Source organism: Leucobacter faecis, from assembly GCF_054456695.2.
In genome coordinates this window covers 99,276-122,877 of sequence record NZ_JBTJER020000005.1, presented here as the reverse complement: position 1 = coordinate 122,877, position 23,602 = coordinate 99,276, and the positions used below count along the sequence as shown (strand labels likewise).

Genomic DNA, 23,602 nt, shown 5'->3' with positions numbered 1-23,602 from the left:
GGGCCCGGCACCGCGCGTTAGCCCGCGATACACCTGTTAGTTACCTGGCGGCCGCGGCGCCGACACCCGCGACTGGTGAGGTAGAGGAGGCCCGTCAGACGCGGGCGCATCCTCGACAAGAAGGACACACATGACCTCCCAGTCATCCACCGGCGTGCAGCCGGGGCGGGCGCCGCGCGCTCGTCGCAGCACAGTGGCGCTCGCCGTCACCGCCCTCATGGGCGCGGGCCTCGCGCTGCCTACAATCGTGCCCACGGCCGCGCTCGCAAATGCGCCGGAAGCATCGCAGCCAGAGGTGCCCTCGGAGGCGCTCGTTGAGACGGGCAGCACGTGGAAGTACCTTGACGACAACACCGACCCGGCGGGCGGCGACGCCAACCTGCGGGTGTGGACGACCCCCGGTTATGACGACAGCGCGTGGGCGAGTGCCGCGAGCGGCTTCGGCGTGAAGAAGAACGAACTCGCGCAGGTGGGCAGCCACATGCCCAAGACGAAACTTAACCACTACATTGACGGAGTGGGCGCTCCGACGATCCCCACCTACTTCTTTCGCACCACGTTCGATCTCGAGCAGGGCGTAGCCGAGCAGGTGGCGTCACTCACGGGCGAAGTGATTTACGACGACGCCCTCGTGGTGTGGGTCAACGGCGAAAAGGTCGCGAGCTTCGTGGACGGGCGCATCACCGGCACGACAAACAACGAATACGCGGGGGAGGGCAACGGGTCACCCCTCACGAGCGGGTTCTCGGCCGACTCCGACGTGCTGCGAGACGGCACGAACACCGTCGCCGTCGCGCTGTATCAAGATCGCGAGTCGTCGTCTGACGCGTACTTTGACATGTCGAGCCTCACGCTCACCGAGGCTGCCGCGCCGGGAGAGGTCGTTGACGCTCCGCCCACGCGCGTGATTCTCACCCCGACCGAGACTCCGTCGGTTTCGCAGTCGTTCTCGTGGCTCGCGGGCGATGCCTCACACACGAGCGGCCAGGTCGAGATCGGCGCCGTCGGGGCAGACGGCGTAGCGGGTGCGTCACGCGTCGTCGATGCGTACGCCGCGGGCGTCGTTGGCAGCAACCCCAACCAGCACTTCTCTGCCACGGTAGACGGGCTCACCCCCGCCACTGACTACCGCTACCGCGTAGGGCTCGAGGGCAGCTGGAGTGACTGGTACGAGTTCACGACCGAGAACCCTGCGGCAACCGACTTTCAGTTCATTTACTACGGTGACGCACAGATCGGCCTCGACACCACGTGGCCCGAGGTTGTGAAGCAGGCCGAGCAGCGGGCCCCCGAGTCGATCGGCTCGGTGCACGCAGGTGACCTGATCAACACCTCGAGCAACGAGACCGAGTGGACGAACTGGTTCGCTGGCATGGCAAACTCTGCAACGTCATCGAACGTGATGGCGGCCCCGGGTAACCACGAGTACACCGGTGACAAGCTGCTCTCCGCCTGGAAGGCGAACTTCGAGTACCCGCACAACAACCCCCGCCCGGGCACCGTGGGGGAGCTCGCAAACCTCGCACAGGGTGACACGGCCGAGGCGCAGCAGTACGCCGCCTACTTTGAGCACTGGAGTGAGTTTGCGGCCGAGACCGTCTACTACACCGACTACCAGGGCGTGCGATTCATCACGCTCAACGCGACGCGCGACACGACGTTCCTCACCCCCGACAACCTGCCCGGCTGCACCGGCGCCGAGTGCCCGCAGACCAAGGTGGCGAAGCTCTGGACCGAGTACCAGGCTGCTTGGCTTGACCACATTCTCGCCGAGAGCCCGTCGAAGTGGAACGTCGTCACGTTCCACCAGCCGGTCTACTCGACCTCGTCGGGCCGTGACGAGCCGGTGCTGCGCGACGCGTGGGTTCCCGTGTTTGAGAAGCACAACATCGACCTCGTGCTCATGGGCCACGACCACACCTACGCGCGCGGATTCAAGGATTCAAACGCGACAGACACTCCGGGCATCACGACGGGCCCCGTCTATGCCGTCTCGAACTCGGGGGCGAAGCACTACGACCTTGCATCCGAGAGTGACAACGTGTGGACCAAGAACGGCGCCACCCAGGTGCTGCGCGGCGAGGGCGTTACGACCTATCAGGTCGTCGATGTAACCGCCGATCAGCTCGTGTACCGCTCGTACCTTGCGGCGAAGACGAACGACGCTACCACCGACAAGGCAGTGGGCGACCTGTACGACGAGGTCACCGTCACCAAGTACGCGACGGGCGCGAAGTGGGTCACCGAGGCCGGAATCGAAGCACCCGCGGGCCCCGCGCTCTCGGTAGCGGCGGGCGAGATCACCGCTGGTGCAACCGTGCAGCTCACCGGCACGGGCTTCATCGCTGACTCGCAGGTCGAACTTGAACTGCGCTCGGCTCCGGTCAGCCTCGGCAGCCTGGCGGTCGACGCGAACGGAAGCTTCGATACCCAGGTCACGATCCCGGCCGCGACCCCCGCCGGCGAGCACACGATCGTCGCCATGCTTGAGGGCGGTGCTGAGGTCAGCCTCCCCGTGACGGTGACCGCCGCAGGTGGTGCTGGTGCAGAAGGTGGTGCTGGTACCGCAGGCGGTGCTGGTACCGCAGGCGGCGCCGGTACCGCAGGTGGTGCCGGTACCGCAGGTGGTGCTGGTACCGCAGGTGGTGCTGGTACCGCAGGTGGTGCTGGTACCGCAGGTGGTGCTGGTGGCGATGCCGACGCGGGCGCAAAGCCCGAAACACCGGGCACCGGCGGCACCGGCGGCGCGAAGGGCGGCGCACTCGCCGCAACCGGCGCTGACTCCGTCGTGCCGCTCGCGGCAAGTGGCCTGGCGCTGCTGTTCGCGGGAGTGCTGCTCGTAGCGATGCGCCGCAAGCAGCGGGCCCGCGCGTAGCGCACAGATATATGTCACGGAGCTGACCCGGGTCACAACCCGAGAGTCAGTATCGAAATGACGAGTCGGCATGATAAAAACGCATTTATCATGCCGACTCGTCGTTTCGATGCCGTCTGTAAGCGCCGGCCGTAAGCGCCGGCCGTAAGCGCCGGCCGTAACCGCTGACCAGGACCAGCGATTGCGAAGCCCGGGGTCGGCTGCGCCATACTGGTACTTTGCCGTTTGCTAGGTCGCGCGGTCGGCCACAGCCGCCCACGCCACCATGAGGGTTGGGATATCAGTGGGAATTCGTAGCAGCCAGGCCCCCCGCACAGTGGCTCTCGTGTTGGTGGCGCTCGTGCTCGTTGCGCTCAACCTGCGCATCGCCGTCACTACGGCCGCTGCGCTGCTGGTACCTCTCACCGACGCGGGGGCGCTCTCTCCGGCCGCCGCGGTGATCGTCCCCTCGATCCCCACCGCTATCTTCGCGATCGCGGGCGTCGTGACACCGCGCCTCGCCTCGAAGTTGGGCATCGAACACACGATCAAGTGGGGCATGCTCACCCTCACGGTGGGCCTGGCGCTGCGCGTGATCGCAGAGCCGGTCGCGATCGTCGCGGGTACGATCATCGCGACCGGCGGGCTCGCGGTCGTCAACATTCTGTTGCCCGCCGTGGTGCGCTCGCGCTTCCCCGGTCACATCGGCCCCGTCACGACCACGTATTCGATGGCCATGTCGCTGGGCTCGGCAGCAGGGGCCGCGGTGGCGGTGCCTGTGGCCGAGTGGCTGGGATCACCCACGCTGGGGCTCGCGGCGTGGGCGATTCCCGCGGCGCTCGGTTTCGTGGCGTGGACGTTCGTCAGGCCCGTCAAAGCGCACACGCAGGCGACGCCCGGCACCGATCCGGAACCCCCGCTCGCTGCAGCTGCGCCGAAGCCGCCGCTGCCCGCAGGTACCTGGCTGCTCGCGGCCTACTTCGCGCTGCAGTCGCTCGTGAGCTACATCGTGATGGGGTACGTGCCGGCGATCGCGATCGACGCGGGCATCGCGGCGGCACGCGCAGGCCTGCTGCTCGGCATTGCGATGGCGGTGGGTATTCCTGGCACGTTTATCGTCGTGAGCTTCGTGCGCAGCGCGGCCTGGCTCAGGTTTGGGTTCGTGCTGGTGGCCGCCGCGAGCGCCGCGGGCATGCTCGGTCTGCTCGTCGCGCCCGCCCTCGCCCCCGAAGTGTGGGCGGCGCTTCTGGGGCTTGGGATGTGCGTGTTTCCGCTCGTGCTCGCGCTGATCGCGGGCATGGGCGCGAACGCCCGCGAGACCTCCAGGGTCTCGGGCCTCGCCCAGTCGCTCGGCTACACCGTCGCGACGCTCGGCCCGCTGGGGGCCGGGGCGCTGCGGCAGGTATCCGGATCATGGACCGCGGTGCTCATCGGCGTCACCGTGCTGATTGCCGTGCAGTGCGTAGTGGGGCTTGCGCTTACGCAGGTGCTGGCCCGCACGCGGTACGCCGCCCGCTAACTGTGCGGGTGGGCGGTGCGGTCCATGCGTGTGCTGCGGGCACGGCAGCGGTGCGCGAGCAACAGCAAAGCGGCCGCGACGAGGCCGATAGCGGCGATGCTCGCGGGCGTTGTCTCGGCGCCCGTGACCGCGAGGAGCGGCTGCGCGGTGGTGCGCGCCGAGGGTAGTTCTGGGTTGGGCGCAGGAGTAGGCGGTGTTGGGGTGGGCGGTTTGGGGACCTCCGGGCCTGGCAGCGTCGGCGCCTGTGCGACGGTGAACGAGTCGATCGTGACCGTTGCTGGTGCGTGGCGTACATCGCCACCGTAGACCGCTTCGACCGTGTAATCGCCCGCCGGGAGCGCCTCAAACGTTGCCGTTGCCACCCCGTCGGTGAGGATGCCATCGGCGATCAGTGGGCCCTCACCCGCGACCATCACCCCGGGAAGCGACGGGGCAAGTGACGGATGCATCGCTGGTGCGCTCTGCTGCGACTCCGGGTCGTCGCCTGCGGCACTGGAGGTATCTGTCGTTTGAAGACTGAAGGTCACGGTGCCTGTTGGTAGCCCGGCGTGAGCCTGCGCGGTGAGCGTCACGGGTTCATCTGAACGGGGGTGGTCGGGCGACAGCGACAGCGTGAGCTCGGGATCAATCTGTGCCACTTCGACGGTAGCTTCGCCTGACGAAGACGCCAAGTGGGTCGCGTCTCCGGTGTAAGCCGCGGTGAGGGCAGTAGTACCCAGGGGGAGGTCTTCGATGGTCAGCGTTGCTGCACCGTGCGTGAGGGGTGCTTCGCCGATGAGCTGCGCGTCAGCAAAGAACTCGACCGTGCCAGTGGCGGTGTTGCGGTCGACGGTGGCGGTGATCGTGAGCGGGTCCCCGGCCACGATTGATGCGTGGGAGGGCTGCAGCGACGTCGCGGTCTGAATCTTTGTGACGTTGACGGGGGTCTCAGTCGATGCCGACGACACATAGTCAGCGGAACCGCTGAAAGTGGCTGTGACGGGGGTCTCCCCGACGGGCAGCGACTGACCGGGCAACATGGCGACGCCCTGTGAAACGTCAGCGCTGCCGAGTGATGCGCCGCCCGCAAAGAACTCGACGCTGCCCGCATTCGGTAGCCAAGTCTCGGCGCCGGGGCCGGTGACCCGAGGGGCACTTACCGTGGCTACGAGATCAATGGGCACGCCCGCTTCGGTGGTCTGTGGCGTTGCGGCGACGCTTGTGACGGTGGGGGCCGGGGCGACAGATATCGCCACAGCGCTGACATTCGACGAGGGGGCTCCCGAATTGCCCACAAACTGAGCGCTCAAATTGTGGTCGCCTCGGGGGAGCCGGATCCCCGTGAAATTGGAGGTGCCGTTCACGACACTTGACGAACCAAGGATTTCGCCGTTGCTGTAGTACGTGACCGTGCCAGCGGCCGCCGCCGGGGTGACGGTCGCCGTGACCGTGATCTGCTCGCCGTGTACCGGTGTTGCGGGCGCGACTTCGAGCTCAACGGTAGGCCTCTCGGCTGGCGTCACGTCGATCTGAATCATGTTAGAAACAGCCCAGTCCGTGTCTGGATTCCCCTCGTAATACGCATAAATTTGGTGTTGCCCTGCGCTGAGCGCAGCTGTGGTGATGCTCGCCACTCTGTCTGAACCCAGCGTGGTCGTTCCGAACACACGCTCGGACCCATTCATGTAGCTGTAGAACGTTACACTCCCGCTGAGGTTTGTGCTTACCGAGGACTGAACAGCCGTGAGGGTCACATCCTCTCCCTCAACGGTGGTTAATGTCGACAGAGAAAGATTGAGACGGGACGAGTGGGTGAGGGTGATATACAGTGTGAGATCGACAGATGCACCTGCAGCATCTACCGCCCGCACGACAATCTCATCGGTGCGACTGGTCGTAACGCCTGCAGGGGCCAGGCCCGGTGCATAACTGAGGCTTCCTGAATCAGGGTTAACCTCCGCGGTACCGTAGGTGGGGCCACTTCCAATCGAGTAGTTGCTCGACCCAGAGGGGAACCGGGACGCCAGCGGCATGGTGTTGTATGTGGCAAATCTGATGGTCACGGAATCGGTCAGACTCTGCGCAGCGGCGGGCGTATCGGCCCGGGCAGCGGCGGCGGGAAGCGAAACCGCCGCCCCGCCTGCGATGAAGAGGAGGGCAAAAAGTGCCACCGCGAAGCGCTTGAACATGAGTCAACATTAGACCATGACTAGGCGAGGTTGGTAGCGGTTTCAAATAAAAGGCGGGTGAGCGTTCAATGAACGCTCACCCGCCTTCGTAACGCGGTGCCCGTGCCTTACTTGGCGACGCCCGGGTGGGTCATCGACAGCAGGTCGAGTGCCTTGTCGAGGTCGGCCTCGGTGACCTCGCCGCGCTCGACGTAGCCGAGGTCGATCACGGCGTCGCGCACCGTGATGCCCTTGGCGACCGAGTGCTTCGCGATCTTCGCGGCGGCCTCGTAACCGATGAGACGGTTGAGCGGCGTCACGGTCGACGGGCTCATGCCGGCGAGCTCGGCAGCGCGCTCGATGTTTGCCTCGAGGCCCTTGATGGTCTTGTCGGCGAGCACGACCGACGCGTTCGACAGCAGGCGAATCGACTCGAGCAGCGCGGTGCCCATGACGGGAATCTGCACGTTCAGCTCGAGCGCACCCGATGCGCCAGCGAAGGCGATCGTCGCATCGTTACCGATGATGCGCGAGCACACCATCAGCACGGCCTCGGGCACCACGGGGTTCACCTTGCCGGGCATGATCGACGAACCGGGCTGCAGATCGGGGATGTGCAGCTCGCCGAGGCCCGTGTTGGGGCCCGAGCTCATCCAGCGCAGGTCGTTGTTGATCTTCGTCAGCGACACGGCGATCGTGCGCAGCGCGCCCGATGCCTCGACGAGACCGTCACGGTTTGCCTGCGCCTCGAAGTGGTCACGCGCCTCGGTGATGGGCAGCCCGGTCGACTGTGCGATCTCGGCGATGACCTTCTCGGGGAACCCGAGGGGAGTGTTGATGCCGGTGCCCACCGCGGTGCCACCCTGCGGCACCTCGGCAACGCGGGGAAGAGCGGCCTGCACGCGCTCAATGCCGTACCGGATCTGTGCGGCGTAGCCGCCGAAGACCTGACCGAAGGTGACGGGGGTCGCGTCCATCAGGTGGGTGCGGCCTGGCTTCACTGCGGTTTTCCACAGCTCAGCCTTTTCTTCGAGCGCCTCTGCGAGGTGCGCGAGTGAGGGGATGAGCTGCTCGATGAGCGCACCGGTTACGGCGATGTGCACCGAGGTGGGAAACACGTCGTTCGACGACTGCGAAGCGTTGACGTGGTCGTTCGGGTGCACGGGCGCGCCCAGGTGCTTCGTCGCGAGGGTTGCGAGCACCTCGTTCGTGTTCATGTTCGACGAGGTGCCAGAGCCTGTCTGGTACGTGTCGATGGGGAACTGATCGTGGTGATCGCCGCCGATGACCTCGTTGGCCGCTTCGACGATTGCGTCGGCGATAGCGCCGTCAAGAATTCCAAGATCCTTGTTAGCAAGGGCAGCCGCGCGCTTAATGCGAGCCAGTGCCACGATCTGGGCGGGCTCGAGGCCCTGCCCCGAGATCGGGAAGTTCTCAACGGCACGCTGCGTCTGCGCAGCGTACAGGGCGTTCTTGGGAACGCGCACCTCGCCCATAGTGTCGTGCTCAATGCGGTACTCGATGTCGCTCATGTCTTCCTTTGTTTGAGGGGATAAAGCTCGGGTTGAGTGAATGTAAGGCGGTAAAGACTAGTGGTTACGCGAACTCGGCCAACGCAATATCAAGATTGCCGAGGGCGGTGACGGGGGCCACCCGACCGTTGTCGAGCTGGTACTGGCAGCCGACGATGCCAAGCTTGCCCGCGGCCACGGCCTCGCTCAGTACGCGCGACGAGCGGATCAGCTGATTGATCGTCGTAACGAGGTGACGACGGCCGACCGCGTTGGCGTCGATCTGTGACGGGTCAACGTACGGCGTTGCGCGGTGCTCCTTAAACCAGACCTGCTGCACGGCGGGCTGAATGAGGGCGAGCTCATCGCGAATCGCTTCGGTGACCTCGGTGGGGTGCGCGCTCGTCTGATCGATGGCGGCGGCCACCGCACCGCACGAGTCGTGCGCCAGGACGACGATCACAGCAGAACCGAGAACCGCGACGGCGTACTCGAGCGTAGCCACCATGTTCATGTTGGCTACCTGGCCAATGTTGCGGGCAACGAATAGGTCGCCCAGGCCGCAGTCGAAGAGCATCTCAGCGGCAACTCGCGAGTCAGCACAACCGAGAAACGCGGCGTTGGGCGCCTGACCAGTCGCCAGCTCGTGGCGCCTGTCGGTGTCTTGGTTGTTGTGACGCAGGGTGTCGTTCATAAACCGCTCGTTACCGGCGGCCAGTGCGTCCCATGCTTCTTGCGGAGTTACGCGAGGTGCGTTCATCTGCTGCTCCCTTGTGTGTTGTGTGAATTGGGTCTGTGTGGGCTCCTGTTACTGGAGCGAGCGTGCCACCTCTGCCGCGAGCACGCGTATGTTGCCGGGAGTGTCGGTGCCGTAGACGAGCACCGTGTCGCCGTTAATCTCGCCCTCGAGCCCAAAGAGCATATTGCTCGAGTCGGGGTCGCGCTTCGGATAGTCATAGACCGTCCAGTTCACCCCGCCGAGTTCTTCTGCGCCCGTGGGTGGCTGGTTCTCGAGCTGTTCAAACGCCCACTCCTCGTCAACGGGGGAGCCGTCGGCGGTGAACCCCTGGGCTACGGCGGCGTACGCCTCGTCAGCGGTTGTGTAGTTGATCTGCCACCAGGTGACGTCGCCGCTGTGGCGCAGCTGCGCCAGCTTTGCGAGCCAGCCCTCGGGTACTACGGGGGCCGCGAACGCGCGCCCCGTGCCGGGGGCCGCTTGCTCGGCAAGCTGTGTGACGTCGACCGAGTAGTCCTTGTACGTGTCGGTGCCGCGCGGCACCCCCAAGTACATGATTGCGACGACGCCGAGTGACACGATAAGTGAGAACACAAGGTTATTGACCGTCTTGCGTTTCTTATACAGGTACGAGTCGGTCGCCTTACGGTGGGCCGTCTCTGCGGGCGTCTCGGGGCGACCGAGCTCTGCTACGACGACGGGCGCCTTGTTCTTCTTCGCCATTCTTACGCGCCGGCCTCGCCGGTGTGCCCGGTAGCACCCTGCTCGCTCTGCGCGCCGCGGCGCGCGGCTTCGAGGCGCTGGCGTGCGCCGAGCAGCCACTCTTCGCAGCGCGCGGCGAGGGCTTCGCCCCGCTCCCACAGCGCGAGCGACTCTTCGAGCGAGATGCCGCCCTGCTCAAGTCGACCAACGACCTGAATAAGCTCGTCGCGTGCCGCTTCGTAGCTCAGGGACGCCTGATCCGGTGCCACAGTCTCTGCCATGACTACAAGCTTACCGCGCACCCCTGACAGCGGCGTGACGCCCCGGGCGCTACGGCCGGACGCTGCGGCCCGGGCGCAGCGGCCCACTGCGCTTACGGTGTTGCGGTCACGGCGTCACGGTCGCGCGCAGCTGGCCGCCCGCGACCGTGAGCCGCATCACGGTCGCGGCGGGGGCATCTGCGGGTGAGCGTACGACAGCCCCCGGCTCGCCGCCCGCCGTGATGGTTTGTGCAATCGCGTAACCGCGCTCGAGCGTTGCCTGGGGTGAGAGCGCCGTGAGACGCGCCCGTGTCTGCTCGAGGGACTGCGCGCGGTCAGCCACGGCGCGGTCGGCGAGTTCGGCGCCGCGCGCGGCCCAGCGCACGAGTTCGTCTGCGCGCTCATCGATGCTGCGCTCGGGCTGCGCGAGCACGGGGCGTGCACGCAATTGCGAGATGCGGTCTGACTCGTGCGCGATGAGCTGGCTGAGCCGCGCGCTCATGCGGGCCCTGGCCTGATCGAGGCCTGCGAGCTCCTCGCCAACATCGGGTACGACGCGCTTGGCTGCGTCGGTGGGGGTTGAGGCACGCAGATCGGCCACCTCGTCGAGCAACGGCCGGTCGGCCTCGTGCCCGATCGCGCTGACAATGGGGGTCGTGGCGGCGGCGGCGGCGCGCACGACCCGCTCGTCGCTAAACGGCAACAGGTTTTGAAAGTCGCCGCCGCCGCGAGCGACGATGATCACGTCGACGGCGGGGTCACGGTCGAGCGCTTCAATACCCGCCGAGACCTCTGTCGCGGCACGATCGCCCTGCACCGCGGCGTAGTGAATCTTGAATTGCACGCCGGGCCAGCGCAGGGTGGCGTTGCGCACCACATCTTTTTCGGCGTCGGAATCGCGACCGGTGACGAGCCCGATGAGACTGGGAAGAAAGGGCAGCGCGCGTTTGCGCTCGGGTGCAAATAGCCCCTCGGACAGCAACTGGCGACGCAGTCGCTCGAGTCGCTCGAGGAGTTCGCCAAGCCCCACATGTGACAGGTCAAACACCTGCACGGTGAGGGAGCCGCCCTTGACCCAAAAGTTGGGTTTGACGAGGGCGATGACGCGGTCGCCCTGTGAGAATTCGCTCGTGAGTCGGCTCGCGACTGAGCGCCACACGGTGAAGCTGACGGTCGCGTCTTGGCTGAGGTCTTTGAGCTTGCCGTAGACGTGGCCCCCGCGTACCTGCCACTGGGTGACCTCGCCCTCGATCCATACCTGCCCGAGCCGGTCGACCCAAGCGGCGATCTTCTCGCTCATCAGCGCGACGGGCCACGGGGTGTCGCGGGTCGCGGGGGAGTTTGCTGCCTCAGCCATGCCCGTAAGCCTAGCTTCAGCCACCGACAGCCACCGCCAGCCACCACTGGCCAGCGTGCCCCCGGCGCAGAGCGCGTGCTCAGACCCAAAGCGTAGACTTGCAGCCATGACCGTGACTGCCATGACCCCGAACCCGCGCACCCTGGGTGCGCCCGTTGTGAGCCTGGCGATGCCTCGCGTGCGTCGCCAGGAGGGCCGGCTCAAAAACAACCCCGTAGACGGCGCCAAGAAGATTCTGCTCGCGGCCCCCCGCGGCTACTGCGCTGGCGTAGACCGCGCGGTGGTGGCCGTCGAGAAAGCGCTCGAGCGCTACGGCGCTCCCGTGTACGTGCGCAAGCAAATCGTGCACAACGTGCACGTGGTGCGCACGCTCGAAGAAATGGGCGCGATCTTTGTTGAAGAGGTCGATGAAGTGCCCGAGGGCGCGAACGTCGTGTTCTCGGCGCACGGCGTGTCACCGGCGGTCGTGAACGAGGCTGAAGATCGCGGCCTGCACGCCATCGACGCGACATGCCCGCTGGTGACCAAGGTGCACCGCGAAGCCGTGCGATTTGCGCGCCAAGACATGGAGATCTTGCTTATCGGTCACGAGGGGCACGAAGAGGTCGAGGGCACGGCGGGTGAGGCGCCCGAGCACGTGACCATCGTCAATTCGCCCGAAGACGTCGACACCCTCGAGGTCAAGGACCCAGACAACCTGGTGTGGCTCTCGCAGACCACGCTCTCGGTGGACGAGACGATGGAGACCGTGCGCAGGTTGCGCGCCAAGTTTCCTAACCTGCAAGACCCGCCGAGCGAAGACATCTGCTACGCGACGCAGAACCGACAGGGCGTTATTAAAGAGATCGCGCCGCAGTCTGATCTGGTGCTCGTAATCGGTTCACGCAACTCGTCAAACTCGGTGCGCCTCGTCGAGGTTGCGCTCGAGTACGGCGCTAAGTCGGCGTACCTCGTTGATTACGCGAGCGAGGTGAAGCAGGAGTGGCTCGATGGCGTCAAGACGATCGGTGTATCGAGCGGCGCTTCGGCGCCCGAGGTGCTCGTGCAAGAGCTGATCGACGACCTCATCGACGCCGGGTATGCAGATATTCAGGCGGTCATGACAGCAGAAGAGGACCTCGTGTTCTCGCTGCCCAAGGAGCTGCGTCAAGACGCCTCGGGCAACACCGACGCGCGGGCACTCGGCGGCCGCGTGCGCTAGCGGCCCGACGCCTGCACAACTACGGCTCGCTCACGCGCGCGAGCAGCTCGGTGAGCAGCGCCTCGGCGACCGGCGCCGGGAGCTCCTCGACGAGCGCCATCAACGGCGCCATTTTGCGCGGCAGCTTCGTACCACCGGCACCAGCTGCGCGCAGGATCGCCCACGCCGCCGCGGGGCCCGGCACACGCTGGGTCCCGGCGCGCGCGGGCCGACCGTACCCGAGCAGCCGCAAAGCCGCGAGCGCGAGCGCGGGGTTCGGGCGGGGCTTGCCTCGTACGGCGTCGGCTGCCGTGCGTACGGCAGCGATGAGGTCTGCAAGCGTGTGCTCGGTCACCGGGGTGACGGTGAGGTGCACACTGTGCGGCAGGCGCACACCGTTCGCCTGGGTGAAGCCGGGCTGGTGCTGAAGCCGGTAACCTAGCCGCGCCATCTCGTCAGCCAAGTGGTGCGGGTCGACCTGCTCGTGAGCCGGGAGCGAGGCATCTGCCACGAACGCGACCGCTGGGCCCGTAGGCGTGCCCCACACGCTCAGCCCAGGCACGCCATTCACCGCACGAATGATCGCTTCGACTGACCGCGCACACGACGCGGTGAGATCTGCAAACCCGGTCTCACCGAGTCTGCGCGTGATCGCCCACGCTGCCGCGAGTGGCGAAGCAGAGCGCGAGCCCATCAGTGTCGGGTTCACCACCGGGTAGCCGGGCCAGCTGGTGGTGGCGAAGAACTGCGCGCGGTGGCGGGCTCGCCCGCGGTGCAGTAGCACCGAGACGCCCTTGGGGGCGTAGCCAAACTTGTGCAGGTCAGCAGATATGCTCGTGACGCCCCGCACGCGAAAGTCCCACGCCGGAATCTCGGGCCACCACGGCAGCACGAGGCCACCGAAGCAGGCGTCAACGTGGCACGAAACCCCAAGCCGGTCTGCGGCTGCCGCCACCTCGGCCACCGGATCGAGCGCGCCGCTCGGGTATGCGGGGGCCGAGACGACAACGAGCGCGACGTCTGCGCCTAGCCGCGCGATCACATCCTCCGCCACCACTGACCCGTCGGGTGCGCAGGGCACCCCATCGAACTCGAGATCGAAGGCGAGGGCCGCCTTACGAAATGCCGCGTGTGCCGTCTCTGGGGCGACAATGCGCGGCCGCCGCACGCCCGCGTCGGCCGGCTGCGGGTGACGCCTGCGCCACAGGTCGCGCGCGGTCTTTACCGCGAGCAGGCAGCTCTCTGTGCCGCCGCTCGTGACACTGCCGACGACGCGGCCGCCGTCGAAGGGGCTGCGCCGCTCGCCGCCCAGCGCCTGTCGCATAAACCGTACGAGGTCGCGCTCCATCGCTGCGATCGACGGAAACGTGGTGGGGTCTAGGCCGTTGAGCGGCCGGGCGATCTCTGCAGCGGCACCCGCGAGCGCATCGAGCGCGGCCTGGCCCGAGTCGTACACGTACGACAGCAGCCGGCCGCCGTGCGTCGGCGCGTCTTTGGCGCGCAGAGCTCGCAGCTCGGCGAGGATCGCCAGCCCCTCGTCGTCGGTACCGCCCTGAGCACAGGCGCCCTGAGCCCGGCTTTCGTCACCGCCGTTGTGCGGGCGTGCGCTCATGCGCGCGCACCCGTGTTCTGTGCGATGTCGGCTTCGCGTAGCCGGTACCGCGACAGCGTCGCGAGGCTCGCAAGCATCAAGAGCGCGGGCACCACGCTAAACGAGAGCGCGATACTGACGACAGCGGCGCCCGGTTGTGCGACCGCGGGGTCTCCCGCCACCGATTCAATGTATCCAGAGGTCGCGAGCATGATGGTGAGTATGGTCGCGCCCAGTGCCATGCCCGCGGTCTCGCCCGCGGTCCACACCCCACCAAACACCCCCGCGCGGGTGTCGCCGTCGTAGCTGATCACGTCGGGCAGCATCGCCATCGGCAGCGACTGCATGCCGGCGTAGGCGGCGCCAGCGACCGCGACGGGCGCGAGGATCCACCACCCGGGCACCAAGATCATCGGGGTCAGCGCGAGAGCCGCGACAAGAAATAGTGTGCTCGCGAGACGAAACGCACGCTCCTTGCCGGTGCGGTCGGCGAGTCTGCCCCACAGCGGCGCGACAAATAGCGCGGGGGCGATGAGCGCCAGAAACAGCGGTGTGACGGCGCCCTCGTTGCCCAGGATCCATCGGGCGACAAACTGGGCGCTCGCGAGCATCATGCCCGTCGCGAGACCCTGCAGTACGAACGTCGCGAGCAGCGCACGAAAGGGCTGGCTTTGCCGCAGCGCGGTGAATCCGTCACGATAGTGCGCAAGCGAAAAGACCCGCGATGCCCCGTGCGCACCGGCCACGAAACCGAATGAACCGCTCGCGGCCCGCGGCACCACGGTAGACGCCACGAAGAGCCCCGTTCCCAACACGACGGCCGCCACGACTCCCATCGTGAGGTAGCCAGCGTAAGGGCTATCCGGAAACAGGCCGCGCAGCTCGGGCCCGCCCGCACCGAACAGCAAGATCGCAAACGTGAGCACGACCACCCGCCAAGTGAGTAGCCGAGTGCGCTCGTGATACCCGTCGGTGAGCTCGGCGGGCAGCGCAATGTAGGGCACCTGAAACAGGCTGAAGCAGGTGGCGGCAGCCACAAACGCGACGAGCACCCAGAGAGCCGAAAGCGGCGGCGCGAGGCCAGCGGGCACGGCGAAGGTGAGCGCAAACGCGAGAGGTAGGCCCACGACGCCCACCAGCATGGGGCCGCGCCGTGATCCGGAGCTGCGCAGCGCGCGGTCGCTCAGTGCGCCGATCACCGGGTCGATGAGCACGTCCCAGATCTTGGCGACGGTGATGATCGCGCCAGCGGCCAGCGCCGTGATACCGAGCGAGTCCGTCATGTAGTAGACGAGCACGAGCCCGGGCAAGGTGGCGAAACCGCCGGTGCCGAGCGAGCCCGCGGCGTAGCGAGAGATCACTCCGCGAGACAGCCTGGGCGCCGGGGAGTTCGTCGTTGAATCCATGCGCCCAGGCTACTCCGCGTAGGGGTGCAGCGTGGCAGCGGCGCGCGCTACATCTGCATGTCCTTGATGTACGCGAACATCTTGTCGAGCGATCCGTTGGGGTCGGCGTCAAGCTGCTGCATAATCTCGGGTGCGCCCGCAAACATGGCGACCGTGGGCACGATCAACACGATGAGCACCGCAATTGCGCCCGCCGTGAGCGGCACCCAGAACGCGAGCCTGCGCGCGCGCATGCGCTGAATCGAGTAGATCAGCGTCACCGCGAACAAAGCGAGCACCGCGATACCCGTACCGGTGCCGAGAGGCTTCACCCACTCGGCGAGCGTCGCGTGCTCGAGACCAATCATGGCCCCCACGAGGCGCAGCTGCGACTCGAGCGCAAACATCGAGCTCGCGATGCTCAGGGTGCTGTACGCGGCGAGCACGAGCAGACCGATCGTGATGACCCGGTCGGCGATGCGTGGCTTTGGCGCGCTGGGCTGCGCTACCGCGCCGGGCCTGCTGCCCTGCTGGGGAGCGGCGCCAGAGGCCCCGGCCCCCGGCGCGCGGTATGGCGCCCCGGGGGTGCTGGGACCCTGCGCTTCGGGTGCCTGAGCTCCGGATCCCTGGGGGCCGGTGCTTTGCGCCCCGGGCCCGGCGGCGGGCGTGCCGCTGGGGCCGGATCCGGCGCTAGACGCGCCTTCGGCACGACCACCCGAGGCCGATTTGGCCCCGCGCTTGGGTAACCCCGCACCGAGGTTATGCGGCACACCGGGGAGCGACTGGGCCGAGCCACCGGGAACGGCGGCGGGATGCGTCGCGCCGGAGTGAGCGGCGCTAGCGTCGTTGGTGTCGTCGCTCGCGCCCTCGGGCTTCCACTCCCAGCCCTCGGGGGCAAGCTCGCCATAGGCAGGCTTGGGCCTTGAGACCGGCGGGGGTGTGGGCTCTTCGGGAGCAGCCGAGTCTTGCGGGGTCGCGGGGCCGTCTGTCACTACGCGCTCACCGACTTGCCTGCCGAGCCGAGCTGCTCAGCAGCCAGCGCGATACGCGCCGCCATACCGGTCTCTGCTACCTTGCCGTAGGCGCGGGGGTCGTACTGCTTCTTGTTGCCGACCTCACCGTCAATCTTGAGCATGCCGTCGTAGTTCTTGAGGACATAATCAACGAGCGGGCGCGAGAATGCGTACTGCGTGTCGGTGTCGATGTTCATCTTGATGACGCCGTTGCGCACAGCCTCGGCGATCTCCTCAGCAGAGGAGCCCGAGCCGCCGTGGAACACGAGGTCGAGGGGCTTAGCCGCGGTGCCGTACTTCTCGGCAAGACCCGCCTGGATGTCAGCGAGCAGCTCGGGGCGCAGCTTCACACCGCCGGGCTTGTAGACGCCGTGCACGTTGCCGAAGGTGAGGGCCGTGAGGTAACGGCCCTGCTCGCCGAGGCCGAGCGCCTCGACCGTGGCGATGCCGTCTTCGAGCGTCGTGTAGAGGCTGTCGTTGATCTCGTGGGTGATGCCGTCTTCTTCGCCGCCCACGACGCCGATCTCGACCTCAAGAATGATGCCGGCAGCCGCCATGCGGGGCAGCAGACCCTTCGCGATCTCGAGGTTCTCGCTGAGGGGAACGGCCGAGCCGTCCCACATGTGCGACTGGAAGTAGGGCAGACCGTCGCCGTTCTTGACGCGCTCTTCGCTCGCGCCGAGCAGCGGCAGCACGAAGCTGTCGAGGTGCTGCTTGGGGCAGTGATCGGTGTGCAGGGCAACGGTGATGTCGTAGGCCTTGGCGACTTCTTCGGCGTACTTAGCAAACGCGAGCGCGCCGCCAGCACGGTTCTTGACGGTGTGACCCGCGAAGTAATCGGCGCCGCCAAAGCTGACCTGAAGAATACCGTCTGACCCGGCCTCTGCGAAGCCCTGCAGGGCAGCGTTCAGAGTCTGCGAGCTTGATACGTTGACCGCGGGGAACGCGAACGCTCCAGCCTTTGCGGTGTCGATCATTGCTGCGTATTGTTCCGGGGTTGCAACGGCCATGAGGGCTCCTTGAGGGGTGAGAGAGTGAGTTACTACTACGCCACTTGTTCCATACCACGCGGTTCGGCGCTGGACCGCGTTCGTACTCCAGTCTAGGCGGTAGACTTGAGGCCATGACTGAACCACGATCTCTCGGCGATTGGCAGCCTGACCGTAACCTCGCAATGGAACTGGTGCGCGCGACTGAAGCGGCGGCCATGCGGGCGACTCCCTGGATCGGGCGCGGCGACAAGAACGCAGCTGATGGTGCGGCGGTCGATGCGATGCGACGCTTCCTCTCCACCGTCAACATGAACGGCACCGTTGTGATTGGTGAGGGCGAGAAAGACGATGCGCCGTGGCTGTACAACGGCGAGCAGGTGGGCAACGGTGAGGGCGCCGAGTGTGACGTCGCGGTCGACCCGATCGATGGCACGCGCCTGGCCGCAGAGGGGCGCCCCGGCGCGCTCTCGGTGATCGCGGTGGCCGATCGCGGCAGCATGTATGACCCGTCGGCTGTGTTCTACATGGACAAGCTCGTGTGCGGCCCCGAGGGCGTGGGCGTGGTTGAAATCAACCGCCCCATTGGCGAGAACATTCGCGCGCTTGCTCGCGCCAAGAAGGTCGACGTGTCTGACATTCGTGTCGCCGTGCTCGACCGTCCCCGCCACGAGCAGCTCATCACTGACATTCGCGAGGCGGGTGCTGGCACGCGGCTCATCATGGACGGCGACGTCGCGGGCGGAGTCAACGCGGCACGCTGGGACTCGCGCATTGACATGTGCGTAGGCATTGGTGGCACACCCGAGGGCATCATCACCGCGTGCGCGGTGAAGGCACTCGGTGGCGTGATTCAGGGTCGCCTGTGGCCGAAGGATGACGAGGAGCGTGAGCGAGCCCTGGGCGCCGGCCACGATCTCGACCGCGTGCTCGAGGCAAACGATCTCGTTGCGAGCGACAACTGCTACTTCGTGGCGACCGGCATCACGTCGGCCGACTTCGTTGACGGTGTGCAGCGCCACGGCCCGTTCGTGCGCGCAGAGAGCATCGTGATGCGTGCGCACTCGGGCACCATTCGCCACGTCATCAGCGACATGGACCCCACGCGCTGGAACTAGCGCACACGCCACAGGCTATTGACCTGCGGTAGAACTTCGCCCCCGATGCTCACTGAGCGCCGGGGGCGAAGTGTTTCAGCCGTCAGCTAGAGGGCCTCCACTTCTTCGAGCATGCTGGCGTCGTAGGTTTCGACGTCGCGCAGGCTCCGCTCGACCGCGCGGGTGCGCACGCCGACCTGCTGCACCGTGTTTTGGGCGGTCGCGAGCTGCTTCTCGAGTTTGTCCCACACCTGGCCGTACTTCTGAAACTCGGCCTTCGCGGCGCCCAGTACCTTCCATACCTCAGAGCTGCGCTGTTCGATCGCGAGGGTGCGAAACCCGAGCTGCAGGCTATTGAGTAGCGACATCAGCACGGTGGGACCTGCGACGGTCACGCGGTACTCGCGCTGAATCTTGCTCGCGAGCCCCGGCCGCCGAATAGCTTCAGCAAACAGCCCCTCGGTGGGCAGGTACATGATGGCGAAGTCGGTTGAGAACGGCGGGTGCACGTACTTGTCGTGAATCAGCTTCGCCTGCGTGAGGATCACCTTTTCGATGGTGCGGCCAGCGAGCTGCACCGCCTCGGCGTCTCCTGTTTCTTGCGCCTCGAGCAGACGCTCGTAGTCTTCTTGCGGAAACTTCGAGTCGATCGGCAGCCACACGGGCACGTTACTGTCGTCGCGTCCGGGCAGCTTAATGGCAAACTCGACGCGCTCTGCCGAATCGGGGCGCACGGCCACGTTCTGTTGATACTGCTCGGGGGTGAGCATGTCTTCGAGCTGGCGGGCCAGCTGGACCTCGCCCCAGCTACCGCGGCTCTTCACGTTGGTGAGCACGCGCTTAAGCCCGCCCACGTCTGAGGCGAGCGTCTGCATTTCACCGAGGCCCTTTTGTACCTGCTCCAGGCGCTCGCTCACGAGACTAAACGATTCGCCGAGTCGCTTCTCGAGCGTGCCCTGCAACTTCTCGTCGACGGTCTCACGCATCTTTTCAAGCTTCGCTTCATTGCCCTGGCGCATTTTTTCGAGCTCGATAGCGAGGCTGCGCCGCAGATCTTCAAACCGGCCCTCGACCGACTGCTGAAACTCAATCTGCGACTGCACGTGCGCCTGTGACGTCGTATGCATGCGGTCGTTCAAACCCACGAGTGATCGTTCGAGTAGGTCGCGCTGTTCGAGGGCTGCGCCCTGACGCGATTCTCGATCGCGCGCGAGCTCACTGGCCTGGGTTTGGCTCACCGCGAGCAGCCTGGCGTCGAGCTGCTGCTGCCCGGCCGCGATCGCCTGGTTGATTTCGCCGCGCAACAGCGCAAACTCTTGCCGTAGCTCAGGCCCCAGTGAGGCCGACCCGCCTCCGGGTGCTTGCCCCGGTTTGTAGCGCAGCAGCACCACGGCGAGCACCGCGATGAGCAGCAGTAGGTTCGCCGCGAGCAGCGTGATGACAAGGGCATCCATAGCGTCCCAGCCTTTCGAAATCGGTGTTGTGCCAACGCTACTGGGCACCACCGACACAGGCGCTTCGAGACACCGGCTGCGGGGAGCACAGGGCATGATCCGGAGCAAACAAGCCGCGCACAGCGGGCGCCCGAGGCTACAGCTTGAGCGGAATTGCCTTGAGCGTGTGCAGCTTCACGCCCGTGGCCTTCACGAGCTCGGCGATGCTGGCAGCGCCGTGGCGCCTCGCGGCGTCGATGACGATCGCGGCGCAGGCCTCGGCGTCGGCGCTCGCGTTGTGGTGCGCGAAGTCGCCGTAGCCCGCTGCAGCGGCGGCGAGCGGTAGCCGGTGCGACGCGAGCTCGTAGGTCTTGCGCGAGACCTGCACGCTGCAGAGGTAGCGCAGCTTGGGCACCGGGGTGACAGTCTCGGCGCAGGCCGTGCGAATCACGCTCATATCGAAGCTGGCGTTGTGCGCCACGGCCACGTCGTCGCCCAGAAAATCACGTAGGTCGCCGAGCTGAGCTGCCCAGTCTGGGGCGTGCGCGACCATCGCGGGGGTGATGCCGTGAATCTTGATGTTGAAGGGCTGAAATTCGGCGTGTGAGGCCGGTGGTTTGATGAGCCAATCGGCGCGCTCGACGACGAGCCCGTCGCGCACGCGCGCGAGCCCGACCGAGCACGCCGAAGAAGCGTGGCCATTTGCGGTCTCAAAATCGATGGCGGTGAAGTCTACGGGCACACATAAAGCGTGCCACACACCTCTGACAGTTCTTACAGCGCTCGTGCCGGGTAGAATGGTCGATCGTGGCTCTAACTATCGGAATTGTCGGACTCCCTAACGTAGGCAAGTCGACCCTGTTCAACGCTCTCACGCACAACGACGCGCTCGCGGCGAACTACCCGTTCGCCACGATCGAGCCGAACGTTGGCGTCGTCAACCTGCCCGACCCCAGGCTGAACAAGCTCGCCGAAATCTTCGGCTCTGAGCGCCTGTTGCCCGCGCCCGTCAGCTTTGTTGATATCGCGGGCATCGTACGCGGCGCGAGCGAGGGTGAGGGGCTCGGCAACCAGTTCCTCGCCAACATTCGTGAGGCAGACGCCATTGCGCAGGTCGTGCGCGGGTTTCAGGACCCCGACGTCGTGCACGTTGACGGCGATGTGAACCCCGCCAGTGACATGGAGACGATCAACACCGAGCTGATCATCGCCGATATGCAGACCCTCGATAAGGCCCTCCTGCGCTTTGAGAAGGAGCTCAAGAACCGCAAGATCGAGGCCTCGGTCGTCGCGACGGCGAAGACCGCTCGCGTGGCGCTCGATGAGGGCAAGCTGCTTTCGCAGACCGACATCGACCTCGAAGACATTAGCGAGCTCGGGCTGCTCACAGCGAAGCCGTTCCTCTACGTCTTCAACGTCGACGAAGAGGTGCTGCAGGACTCGGCGCGTCTCGAAGAGCTCGCGGCGCTCGTGGCGCCCGCGAAGGCGATCTTCCTCGACGCCAAGATTGAGAGCGAGCTCATCGAGCTCGACGACGAGGACGCCGCTGAGATGCTCGCGTCGATCGGCCAGGAGGAGAGCGGTATTAGCCAGCTCGCGCGCGTCGGCTTCGACACCCTCGGCCTGCAGACCTACCTGACCGCGGGCCCCAAAGAGGCGCGTGCGTGGACGATCCGCAAGGGCGCGACCGCGCCGCAGGCAGCCGGCGTGATTCACGGCGACTTCGAAAAGGGCTTCATTAAGGGCGAAATTATCTCGTTCGAGGATCTCGTCGAAGCCGGATCGGTGGCCGAGGCACGCGCCAAGGGCAAGGCCCGCATGGAGGGCAAGGAATACGTGATGCAAGACGGTGACGTGTGCGAGTGGCGGTTTAACGTCTAGTTTTGTTGAACTGATGCGACACCCCTTCACAGATTGTGGAGGGGTGTTTTGCATCTAGGGGAACGACAGCCGGTGCTTGGCCACCTCGACTTCGTCACCGAGTTTCCGCTGTAGGCGCACCGCCTGGGACGCGAATCGCTAGGGTGGTGAGGACCGAGTTACCTCGAGCGTAAAGCCTCAAGAAGCGGAGTGTGCGACCATGAGTTTTAACGTCTACCTGTCTGGAGAGATTCACACCGAGTGGCGCGATGAGATCAAGCGCGGCGCAGAAGAAGCAGGTCTCGACGTGGTCTTCACGGCCCCGGTCACCGACCATCCCGCAAGCGACGCGGCAGGTGATCACCTGGCTAACGCCGAGAGTCAATTCTGGCGCGACCAACAATCGGCAAAAGTGAATGCGATTCGTACGCGCACGCTCATCGAGCAGAGCGACTTCGTTGTCGTACGCTTTGGCAGCGAATACAAACAGTGGAACGCGGCGTTCGACGCCGGCTACTGCGCGGCACTTGGCAAACCGTATGTCACGCTGCACGATGAGAACATCGTGCATCCGTTGAAAGAAGTTGACGCGGCGGCCCAGGGCTGGTGCACGACCACGGCTCAAGTGGTCGAAACTCTGCGCTACGTGCTGCGAGACTAACCGCAAACCTTTGACCAAAAGCAGTACTTAGCGGAGTTCAACGACCTCGGTGAACACTAGAAAGAGCATGACTCACGTGACAGACACCTTTGAAGCAGAGCTACCGCCGTGCCCCGAGTGTAAGGCAGAGTACACCTACGAATCAGGTGCGCTGTTCAGCTGCCACATGTGTGGGCACGAGTGGGCGCCTGCGTCAGCGAGCGCGCAGGCGAACGCGCAGCAAGCGCAAGAAGTAAACGTTGTACGCGACGCAGTGGGCAACCCGCTCGCTGACGGCGACGACGTCACCGTTGTGAAAACGGTAAAGATTGCGGGCGGGGGAGGCGGGGCGGTGAAAGCCGGCACCAAAGTGCGGGGCATTCGCCTCGTAACTGACCGCGGCGATGGCCACGACATCGACGCCAAGATCGCGGGCGTCGGCAAGATTCAACTCAAGTCGAGCATCGTCAAGAAGCTTTAGGTAATAGGCAGTCTCGCGCCAAGGCCATAACGGGCTCGAGTACGAAACCGGCAAGCCTCATCGAAAGTTTGAATATTACTTCTTGATTTCGCTACAAATGTTGCACTAGCTTGATCGTGTGCAAAAGAAATCAGTAGGTATTGCTCTCGCGCTCTCTGGGCTCCTGCTCGCCGGTTGCGCATCGCAGGCGCCCGCAAAGGCACCCGCACCGGAGCCCGACACGAACCCCAGTGCGAGCGCAGAAACAGACGCGAAGCCCACAGAATCTACGCCGAGCGAAGGCCAATTCTCAATCGAACACATCACCTCGTGTGACCAAATCGAGGCGGTTGTTGCGCCTTTCATTGAAGGGCTCGTACCGCTAGACGACAACGTCGTCGATGAGTGGGGCGTGAGCTGCGGTTGGGACATGGCCGAGGACGAAACAAACGTCGCGAACGGTCGCAGCGTCTCGGTAGGAATGGCCACGGTTGAACAGGGCACGCCCAAACCCGACCCGAGCATGGTGCTCGAAATGGAGGGTGCTTCACTCGTCGAGGATCCCTGGCTGGCAGATAACGGCGGCATCGGTTACTCCCTGCAAACAGCAGTCGCTATCGCAGGGGCAAGCACCACGACCATCTGGGTGCCGGGCGTCGAAACGAGTATTACGGCATCGGCGGTGGGGGACATGTCAACGATCGATGGCCCAGCTGGGCTGAAGATCGTGCAAGCGCTCCTCGCCAAGTGATCCTACTCAAAGAGCGATTGTGGTGCACCAAACAAGTGAGGCCGTAAACGCCTCACCAAACACACATCTGACTGTCGACGAAATTCGATACTGTAAAGATCCCAACCGAACCTGACC

20 protein-coding genes are annotated in these 23,602 nt (G+C 65.6%); 8 read left to right on the top strand and 12 right to left on the bottom strand.

Annotated features, from left to right (window positions below):
- The first annotated feature begins 130 nt into the window (after positions 1–130).
- Positions 131–2,875: a purple acid phosphatase family protein gene (locus ACXR2W_RS07265; protein WP_458813690.1), complete on the top strand. Its 2,745-nt coding sequence runs from the start codon at positions 131–133 to the stop codon at positions 2,873–2,875.
- A 283-nt stretch (positions 2,876–3,158) separates the two neighbouring features.
- Positions 3,159–4,373, top strand: a complete 1,215-nt coding sequence (locus tag ACXR2W_RS07260; RefSeq protein WP_458813688.1) for an MFS transporter — start codon at positions 3,159–3,161, stop codon at positions 4,371–4,373.
- Here the strand turns inward: ACXR2W_RS07260 and ACXR2W_RS07255 are convergent.
- The 6 genes from ACXR2W_RS07255 to xseA all read right to left on the bottom strand — a co-directional run bounded on the left by ACXR2W_RS07255 (position 4,370) and on the right by xseA (position 11,110).
- Positions 4,370–6,385 (bottom strand): Ig-like domain-containing protein, encoded by a 2,016-nt coding sequence (locus tag ACXR2W_RS07255; protein WP_458813746.1) that lies wholly within the window; start codon positions 6,383–6,385, stop codon positions 4,370–4,372. The two genes, ACXR2W_RS07260 and ACXR2W_RS07255, sit on opposite strands and share 4 nt — an antisense overlap.
- Positions 6,386–6,648: 263 nt before the next feature.
- Positions 6,649–8,052, bottom strand: coding sequence for a class II fumarate hydratase (locus tag ACXR2W_RS07250; protein ID WP_458813686.1), 1,404 nt, complete (start codon positions 8,050–8,052; stop codon positions 6,649–6,651).
- A 64-nt stretch (positions 8,053–8,116) separates the two neighbouring features.
- Positions 8,117–8,791, bottom strand: a complete 675-nt coding sequence (locus ACXR2W_RS07245; RefSeq protein WP_458813684.1) for a carbonic anhydrase — start codon at positions 8,789–8,791, stop codon at positions 8,117–8,119.
- Between the two features lie 48 nt (positions 8,792–8,839).
- Positions 8,840–9,490: a DUF4245 family protein gene (locus tag ACXR2W_RS07240; RefSeq protein WP_458813682.1), complete on the bottom strand. Its 651-nt coding sequence runs from the start codon at positions 9,488–9,490 to the stop codon at positions 8,840–8,842.
- 2 nt (positions 9,491–9,492) lie between these two features.
- Positions 9,493–9,750: an exodeoxyribonuclease VII small subunit gene (locus tag ACXR2W_RS07235; RefSeq protein ID WP_458813680.1), complete on the bottom strand. Its 258-nt coding sequence runs from the start codon at positions 9,748–9,750 to the stop codon at positions 9,493–9,495.
- A 106-nt stretch (positions 9,751–9,856) separates the two neighbouring features.
- On the bottom strand, positions 9,857–11,110 hold the full coding sequence (gene xseA, locus ACXR2W_RS07230; protein WP_458813744.1) for an exodeoxyribonuclease VII large subunit: 1,254 nt from the start codon (positions 11,108–11,110) through the stop codon (positions 9,857–9,859).
- Positions 11,111–11,192: 82 nt separating this feature from the next.
- Between xseA and ACXR2W_RS07225 the strand changes: the two genes are divergently transcribed.
- Positions 11,193–12,287, top strand: a complete 1,095-nt coding sequence (locus ACXR2W_RS07225) for a 4-hydroxy-3-methylbut-2-enyl diphosphate reductase (protein WP_458813678.1) — start codon at positions 11,193–11,195, stop codon at positions 12,285–12,287.
- A 19-nt stretch (positions 12,288–12,306) separates the two neighbouring features.
- On the opposite strand, the gene ACXR2W_RS07220 is transcribed toward ACXR2W_RS07225, so the two are convergent.
- From ACXR2W_RS07220 to fbaA, 4 genes are read right to left on the bottom strand one after another with little or no spacing between them, the layout of a single operon-like run.
- Complete coding sequence (locus tag ACXR2W_RS07220) at positions 12,307–13,878, bottom strand: pyridoxal phosphate-dependent decarboxylase family protein (protein ID WP_458813676.1); 1,572 nt, start codon at positions 13,876–13,878, stop codon at positions 12,307–12,309.
- A complete protein-coding gene (locus ACXR2W_RS07215) occupies positions 13,875–15,263 on the bottom strand; it encodes an MFS transporter (RefSeq protein ID WP_458813674.1) in 1,389 nt (462 codons plus the stop codon). The genes ACXR2W_RS07220 and ACXR2W_RS07215 overlap by 4 nt, the downstream gene beginning before the upstream one ends.
- A 47-nt stretch (positions 15,264–15,310) precedes the next feature.
- Positions 15,311–16,234, bottom strand: coding sequence for a DUF6264 family protein (locus tag ACXR2W_RS07210; RefSeq protein WP_458813672.1), 924 nt, complete (start codon positions 16,232–16,234; stop codon positions 15,311–15,313).
- Positions 16,234–17,265 (bottom strand): class II fructose-bisphosphate aldolase, encoded by a 1,032-nt coding sequence (gene fbaA / locus ACXR2W_RS07205; protein WP_458813670.1) that lies wholly within the window; start codon positions 17,263–17,265, stop codon positions 16,234–16,236. The genes ACXR2W_RS07210 and fbaA overlap by 1 nt, the downstream gene beginning before the upstream one ends.
- 113 nt (positions 17,266–17,378) lie before the next feature.
- On the opposite strand from fbaA, the gene glpX reads away from it, so the two are divergent.
- Positions 17,379–18,362: a class II fructose-bisphosphatase gene (glpX, locus tag ACXR2W_RS07200; protein ID WP_458813668.1), complete on the top strand. Its 984-nt coding sequence runs from the start codon at positions 17,379–17,381 to the stop codon at positions 18,360–18,362.
- Between the two features lie 86 nt (positions 18,363–18,448).
- Here glpX and ACXR2W_RS07195 read toward each other — a convergent pair whose 3' ends face one another.
- Together ACXR2W_RS07195 and ACXR2W_RS07190 are read right to left on the bottom strand one after the other, a co-directional pair.
- Positions 18,449–19,795, bottom strand: coding sequence for a DNA recombination protein RmuC (locus ACXR2W_RS07195; RefSeq protein ID WP_458813666.1), 1,347 nt, complete (start codon positions 19,793–19,795; stop codon positions 18,449–18,451).
- Positions 19,796–19,931: 136 nt separating this feature from the next.
- The gene (locus ACXR2W_RS07190) at positions 19,932–20,516 is read right to left on the bottom strand and encodes an exonuclease domain-containing protein (protein WP_458813664.1); all 585 of its coding nucleotides are present in this window, start codon (positions 20,514–20,516) and stop codon (positions 19,932–19,934) included.
- Positions 20,517–20,581: 65 nt separating this feature from the next.
- Between ACXR2W_RS07190 and ychF the strand changes: the two genes are divergently transcribed.
- The 4 genes from ychF to ACXR2W_RS07170 all read left to right on the top strand — a co-directional run bounded on the left by ychF (position 20,582) and on the right by ACXR2W_RS07170 (position 23,485).
- Entirely contained in the window at positions 20,582–21,655 is a 1,074-nt protein-coding gene (gene ychF, locus ACXR2W_RS07185; RefSeq protein ID WP_458813662.1) for a redox-regulated ATPase YchF, read from the top strand.
- Between the two features lie 199 nt (positions 21,656–21,854).
- Positions 21,855–22,295, top strand: coding sequence for a YtoQ family protein (locus ACXR2W_RS07180; RefSeq protein WP_458813660.1), 441 nt, complete (start codon positions 21,855–21,857; stop codon positions 22,293–22,295).
- Positions 22,296–22,362: 67 nt separating this feature from the next.
- On the top strand, positions 22,363–22,755 hold the full coding sequence (locus tag ACXR2W_RS07175; RefSeq protein WP_458813658.1) for a zinc ribbon domain-containing protein YjdM: 393 nt from the start codon (positions 22,363–22,365) through the stop codon (positions 22,753–22,755).
- 118 nt (positions 22,756–22,873) lie between these two features.
- Positions 22,874–23,485 carry a hypothetical protein gene (locus ACXR2W_RS07170; protein ID WP_458813656.1) on the top strand — a complete coding sequence of 204 codons (612 nt, stop codon included), beginning with the start codon at positions 22,874–22,876 and terminating at the stop codon, positions 23,483–23,485.
- Positions 23,486–23,602: the final 117 nt, after the last annotated feature.

Bases quoted from the DNA above. Each gene is read 5' to 3' on its own strand.
- ACXR2W_RS07235 (WP_458813680.1), bottom strand. From the start codon at position 9,750: ATGGCAGAGACTGTGGCACCGGATCAGGCGTCCCTGAGCTACGAAGCG.
- ACXR2W_RS07175 (WP_458813658.1), top strand. From the start codon at position 22,363: ATGACTCACGTGACAGACACCTTTGAAGCAGAGCTACCGCCGTGCCCC.
- ACXR2W_RS07225 (WP_458813678.1), top strand. From the start codon at position 11,193: ATGACCGTGACTGCCATGACCCCGAACCCGCGCACCCTGGGTGCGCCC.
- ACXR2W_RS07220 (WP_458813676.1), bottom strand. From the start codon at position 13,878: ATGAGCGCACGCCCGCACAACGGCGGTGACGAAAGCCGGGCTCAGGGC.
- ACXR2W_RS07250 (WP_458813686.1), bottom strand. From the start codon at position 8,052: ATGAGCGACATCGAGTACCGCATTGAGCACGACACTATGGGCGAGGTG.
- ACXR2W_RS07180 (WP_458813660.1), top strand. From the start codon at position 21,855: ATGAGTTTTAACGTCTACCTGTCTGGAGAGATTCACACCGAGTGGCGC.
- ACXR2W_RS07215 (WP_458813674.1), bottom strand. From the start codon at position 15,263: ATGGATTCAACGACGAACTCCCCGGCGCCCAGGCTGTCTCGCGGAGTG.
- ACXR2W_RS07265 (WP_458813690.1), top strand. From the start codon at position 131: ATGACCTCCCAGTCATCCACCGGCGTGCAGCCGGGGCGGGCGCCGCGC.
- fbaA (WP_458813670.1), bottom strand. From the start codon at position 17,265: ATGGCCGTTGCAACCCCGGAACAATACGCAGCAATGATCGACACCGCA.
- ACXR2W_RS07195 (WP_458813666.1), bottom strand. From the start codon at position 19,795: ATGGATGCCCTTGTCATCACGCTGCTCGCGGCGAACCTACTGCTGCTC.
- glpX (WP_458813668.1), top strand. From the start codon at position 17,379: ATGACTGAACCACGATCTCTCGGCGATTGGCAGCCTGACCGTAACCTC.
- ACXR2W_RS07255 (WP_458813746.1), bottom strand. From the start codon at position 6,385: ATGCCGCTGGCGTCCCGGTTCCCCTCTGGGTCGAGCAACTACTCGATT.
- ACXR2W_RS07240 (WP_458813682.1), bottom strand. From the start codon at position 9,490: ATGGCGAAGAAGAACAAGGCGCCCGTCGTCGTAGCAGAGCTCGGTCGC.
- ACXR2W_RS07245 (WP_458813684.1), bottom strand. From the start codon at position 8,791: ATGAACGCACCTCGCGTAACTCCGCAAGAAGCATGGGACGCACTGGCC.